This window comes from Paraburkholderia sp. C35, from assembly GCF_003121405.1.
Taxonomy (GTDB): Bacteria; Pseudomonadota; Gammaproteobacteria; order Burkholderiales; family Burkholderiaceae; genus Paraburkholderia.
The window spans coordinates 1-5021 of sequence record NZ_QBUY01000206.1; the positions used below are offsets into that span (position 1 = coordinate 1).

Genomic DNA, 5021 nt, shown 5'->3' on the forward strand with positions numbered 1-5021 from the left:
CGTCTCAGCGAGTCTTACCAGTTCGGCCCAGGCCGCCCAGGTGGCAAACGGTGTGTCGGCTGTCGCGCCTTATGCGCTCCACTCCGGACTGAAAAGCAAAGGCGGTGTGTCTTGTAGGATCGCTCGCGTGGGAAGTACTACGCCCTACACACCGTTTGCCACCTGGGCTGCAGTGACGGGTCGCTGCCGCTAGCAGTACTACGGATGATTGAAGCGGGTGAGGCGTTCATAAAGAGCACTGGCAACGGGCATCAAGAATAGCGATGCCGCGGACAGGACAGGGCCGTTGGGGGCCCGCAGGCAATAACAAGAGCTTGCGGTGTTAGCCCGCTTTCTTTGCTTACTTTCTTTGCGGCGGCAAAGAAAGTAAGTGCCGCCCCGCACAGGGGCAACGCCAGCAGACCACTAACAAAAAGCGGATGCCACCACAACACCAGACACCCCAAAAAAACTTCAAAAACTACCAAAAACAGACCCCACCACAGCCAGCGCTGCAAGCGCACCAACCCTGATGCGGGACGCGCAACAGACGTAGCGTTCATCGCGTCTTCCGTGTCGACGGGGCACGAAAAAGGTTATACGGCAGAACGTCCGGTTGCCAAGTGCTCAATATTCCAGCGGTTCAAATGCGCCCATCGCCAATGCACTGTGGAAGATGCCAGGCGCCTGGCATCTTCCACGCGTATGCAGCCACTGCCTCGATTGTCGATACATCACGCCGTATGCTGTTCGAGCGGCCCCTCCACCACCCGCTGCCGCGCCATAAACCAGTAAAACAGCGCCGCGCATCCTGCAATCGCACCACCGATCACGAACGCAAGCGAATACGACCCCGTGCGATCGACGATAAACCCCGCCGCGACCGGCGAGAACGCACCGCCAAAGTACCCGCCAAAGTTCTGGATCGCACTGACCGACGCCACCATCGAAGACGGCGCAATATCCGCCGCGAGCGCCCATGCATTGCCGATAGTCGCCGCGATAAATGCGAGGCCAACCGTCATCAGCACGATGGTCAGCGTGATCGACGGCGTGAACGGCAACGCGATTGCGCACACTGCCGCGCCGAGCGAACAGCACACAATGATGATGCGCTTCGCACCCAGCGACGACGCCACGCCGCGATCGACCAGCTTCGTTGCAAACCAGCCCGCGACGATCTCACCCAACGCGCCGCCGAACCACGGAATGCTCGCGTACACGCCAAGCTGCGCAAGCGAAATGTGAAAGCGGTCGAGCAGATACAGCGGCAGAAACACCAGAAACAGATTCCACAACCAGATCGCACAGAAGTAGCCGAGGATCATGCCCCACACGCTGCGGTGCCCGAACAGCGAGCGCCATTTGATCGATGACGTGGTCAGCGAGCGCTCATGCCCGCCGCCGCCCGCTTCGATGTACGCGAACTCTTCGCGCGAAAGCCGCTTGCTCTGCGCAGGGTTGCGATAGAGAAACAGAAACAGGATCGCGAACACGATGCCCACTGCGCCCGTCACATGAAAGAGCGAGCGCCAGCCGAACGCGATCATCAGCGCAACCAGCAGCGCAGGCGCGAGCGCCGGTCCCCACTTCGACGACGAATCCCAGATGCCCGTCGCGAAGCCGCGCTCCTTGCCCGGAAACCATGCCGCTGTGATCTTCGCCGAAGTTGGCCAGCACGGTGCTTCGCCGACGGCCAGCAACGCGCGCATCACGATCAGCCCCGAGATCGAACCGACCACACCTGTCAGCCAGGTCGCCACGCTCCACCAGATCATCCCGAACGCATAGGCTTTCTTCGCGCCGAAGCGGTCGATGATCCAGCCCGCGGGCAGTTGCATCACCGCGTAGGTCCACGCGAACACCGTGCCGAGCAGTCCGATCTGCGTGCGTGTGAGACCGAGATCCTGAATCATGCCGGGCGCGGCGATCGAAAGACTCGCGCGGTCCATGTAGTTGATGATCCCGCCCAGCAGCAGCCAGATCAGCACATGCCAGCGAAAATTCATGCGCGTCGTGCCGGCCGCCGACGCATGGGTTGTCGTGAGCTTCTCATCCATCGTGTCTCCTCCTTTCATTGCCTGCTGTGAACTCTATGTGGTTCTGTTTGATGCTGGCTGGCGTGTCCGGCGTTGCCGAGTTGTCAGCGCCGACACGCCTCATGCTATGCGATCACTTTCCCCAACGCAGCACCAGCGGGTCGAGTCGGCGCGCAATGTCGATCAGTTCGGCGCGCGTATCGGGATGCATCGGCGGCAATGGATGGCGCGGCGCTTCGCAAGCGATCACACCGCCCTCCTTCATCAGCGCCTTCGCAGCGAGCAGGCCCGTTTGACGGTTCTCGTGGTTGATCAGCGGCAGCCAGCGCTGATAGTGCGCGAAGGCTTCGTCGCGTTTGCCTTCGCGGAAGGCTTCGAGAATCGGGCGAATGCCATCGGGATAACCGCCGCCCGTCATCGAACCCGTTGCGCCCGCATTCAGATCCGCGAACAGCGTGATCGCCTCTTCGCCGTCCCACGGACCTTCCACTGCATCGCCGCCCAGACGGATCAGCTCGCGCAGCTTGGCCGCGGCGCCCGGCGTTTCGATCTTGAAGTACGACACCTGTTCGATCTCGCGCGCCATGCGGGCGAGGAACGGCGCCGACAGCACCGTGCCGCTCGCGGGCGCATCCTGAATCATGACGGGAATGTCGATGCCATCCGACAGCCGCGCGTAGAACTCGTAGATCTGCGTTTCAGGCACGCGAAACGTCGCGCCGTGATACGGCGGCATCACCATCACCATCGATGCGCCCTGCTCCTGCGCACGGCGGCTGCGTTCGGTACACACGGCACTGCTGTAGTGACTCGTCGTCACGATCACGGGCACGCGGCCCGCGATGTGTTCGAGCATCGTGCGGGTCAGCGTTTCGCGTTCGTCGTCGGAGAGCGCGAACTGCTCGGAGAAGTTTGCCAGGATGCACAGGCCATCCGATCCCGCGTCGATCATGAAATCGACGACACGCTTCTGGCTCTCCAGCTCGAGCGCGCCGGTGTCGGTGAACGTGGTCGGCACCACGGGAAAAATGCCGCGATAACGGGGAGTGCGTTGTGAGCTCAGGACTTGAATTCCGCCAGACATGTTTTTCAGTAGGTCGCGCGTCCGCCCGACAGATCGAACACCGCGCCCGTCGTGAACGAGATTTCCGCCGCCACGAGCCACGCGACCATCGCGGCGATTTCCTGCACTGCGACAAAGCGGCCACGCGGAATCTTCGACAGCATGTAGTCGATATGCTGTTGCGACATCTGCTCGAAAATACGCGTGCGCGCCGCAGCGGGCGTGATCGCGTTGACGGCGATATCGTGCTGCGCGGTTTCCTTGCCGAGGCTCTTGGTCAGCGCGATCACACCGGCTTTCGCTGCGCTATACGCGCTCGCATTCGGATTGCCTTCCTTGCCCGCAATCGACGCGATATTGACGATGCGTCCATAGCCGCGCGCGATCATCGTTTTCACAACGGCCTGGTTCACATGAAACGCCGCGTTCAGATCGACGTCGATCACGCGCGCCCATTCTTCGGGCGCGTAATCGGCGACGCTCGCATTGGCGCCCGCGATGCCGGCGCTGTGCACGAGGATATCGATCGCGCCAAACTGCGCGACGCTCGCCTGCGTGGCGGCCTGCACTTCGTCGCGCTGCGTGAGGTCCACCGTCACGGTATGGACGTCGCCGAAACGCGCGAGGCTGGCCCGGGCTTCGGCGAGCGCCGCTTCGTCGCGATCCCACAGCGCGACGCGCGCTTTACCCTGCAGCAGCCGCTCGGCGACTGCGTAACCGATGCCTTGCGCGCCGCCCGTGCCAACGGCGGCGCGCTGCGTGAAGTCGTACTGGTTCATGCGCGTGCTCCTGTTATGCCGCGACGGTGCGTTGCTGCTGTTCGCCGAGTCCTTCGATACCCAGGCGCATGGTCTGTCCGGCACGCAGATAGACGGGTTCGGGTTTCTGTCCCATGCCGACGCCAGGCGGCGTGCCCGTCGAGATCACATCACCGGGTTGCAGGCTCATGAAGCGGCTCAGGTACGAGACGATCTGCGCGACGTTGAAGATCATCGTGCTGGTGTTGCCGTTCTGATAGCGCTTGCCGTCGACTTCGAGCCAGAGGCTCAGCTTCTGCGGATCGGGAATGTCGTCGGCGGTGACGAGCCACGGGCCGATCGGGCCGAAGGTGTCGCAGCCTTTGCCTTTGTCCCATGTGCCGCCGCGCTCGATCTGATATTCGCGTTCGGAGACATCGTTGACGACGCAATAGCCTGCAACGTGGCTGAGTGCGTCGGCTTCCTCGATGTAGCTGCCGCCCTTGCCGATCACGACGCCGAGTTCGACTTCCCAGTCGGTTTTCTGCGAGCCGCGCGGGATGCGGACGTCGTCGTTCGGGCCGACCACGGCCGAGGTCCATTTGCCGCACACGACGGGTTCCGACGGCACTGGCAGGTTGGATTCGGCGGCGTGGTCGGCGTAATTCAGGCCAATGCAGATGAATTTGCCGATGCGGCCGACGCAGGCGCCGATACGTTCGGTTGCCGGAATGATCGGCAGCGAGTCGGTGTTGAGCTGGCGCAGACGGTTGAGCGATTCGGGTTCGAGCGTTGCGCCTGCTATGTCGTCGATGATGGCTGACAGGTCGCGGATCTGGCCGTTGCTGTCGAGGATGGCTGGTTTTTCGTGGCCGGCGGCGCCGTATCGGAGCAGTTTCATTCTCGTGTTCTTCCGTGTCTCGATGGTTATGGGTGTGTTTGCTGTGTTTGCTGTGTTTTCGTCTCGCGGATAATGTAGGGAAACCCGGTGAGCTTGAATAATGAAAGATGTTGTGGGGGTGATAACTGTTGGTTATCGGGATTGGGGTTGGTTTGGATTTGGTTTGTCTTCGCTGGCATCCGCGATTTGGTGTTTGTGCCTCAGGCGTCGCCCCTATGCGGGGCAGCACCTACTTTTCTTTGCCGCCGCAAAGAAAAGTAGGCAAAAGAAAGCGGGCTAACACCACCCACTCCGGTCACTGC

Annotated in this window: 5 protein-coding genes; all 5 read right to left on the minus strand. The window is 61.8% G+C overall.

Going from position 1 to position 5021, the window contains the following annotated elements:
• Positions 1–251: 251 nt before the first annotated feature.
• The 5 genes from DK391_RS44750 to DK391_RS43835 all read right to left on the minus strand — a co-directional run bounded on the left by DK391_RS44750 (position 252) and on the right by DK391_RS43835 (position 4719).
• Entirely contained in the window at positions 252–542 is a 291-nt protein-coding gene (locus tag DK391_RS44750; RefSeq protein WP_162601071.1) for a hypothetical protein, read from the minus strand.
• Positions 543–713: 171 nt separating this feature from the next.
• Positions 714–2039, minus strand: a complete 1326-nt coding sequence (locus DK391_RS43820; RefSeq protein WP_109484242.1) for an MFS transporter — start codon at positions 2037–2039, stop codon at positions 714–716.
• A 112-nt stretch (positions 2040–2151) separates the two neighbouring features.
• A complete protein-coding gene (locus tag DK391_RS43825; RefSeq protein WP_109484245.1) occupies positions 2152–3081 on the minus strand; it encodes a dihydrodipicolinate synthase family protein in 930 nt (309 codons plus the stop codon).
• A gap of 26 nt (positions 3082–3107) precedes the next feature.
• On the minus strand, positions 3108–3860 hold the full coding sequence (locus DK391_RS43830) for an SDR family NAD(P)-dependent oxidoreductase (RefSeq protein ID WP_109484243.1): 753 nt from the start codon (positions 3858–3860) through the stop codon (positions 3108–3110).
• 13 nt (positions 3861–3873) lie between these two features.
• Entirely contained in the window at positions 3874–4719 is an 846-nt protein-coding gene (locus DK391_RS43835) for a fumarylacetoacetate hydrolase family protein (protein WP_109484244.1), read from the minus strand.
• Positions 4720–5021: the final 302 nt, after the last annotated feature.

Coding starts and splice junctions, on each gene's coding strand:
- DK391_RS44750 (WP_162601071.1), bottom strand. CDS start 542: ATGAACGCTACGTCTGTTGCGCGTCCCGCATCAGGGTTGGTGCGCTTG.
- DK391_RS43820 (WP_109484242.1), bottom strand. CDS start 2,039: ATGGATGAGAAGCTCACGACAACCCATGCGTCGGCGGCCGGCACGACG.
- DK391_RS43830 (WP_109484243.1), bottom strand. CDS start 3,860: ATGAACCAGTACGACTTCACGCAGCGCGCCGCCGTTGGCACGGGCGGC.
- DK391_RS43835 (WP_109484244.1), bottom strand. CDS start 4,719: ATGAAACTGCTCCGATACGGCGCCGCCGGCCACGAAAAACCAGCCATC.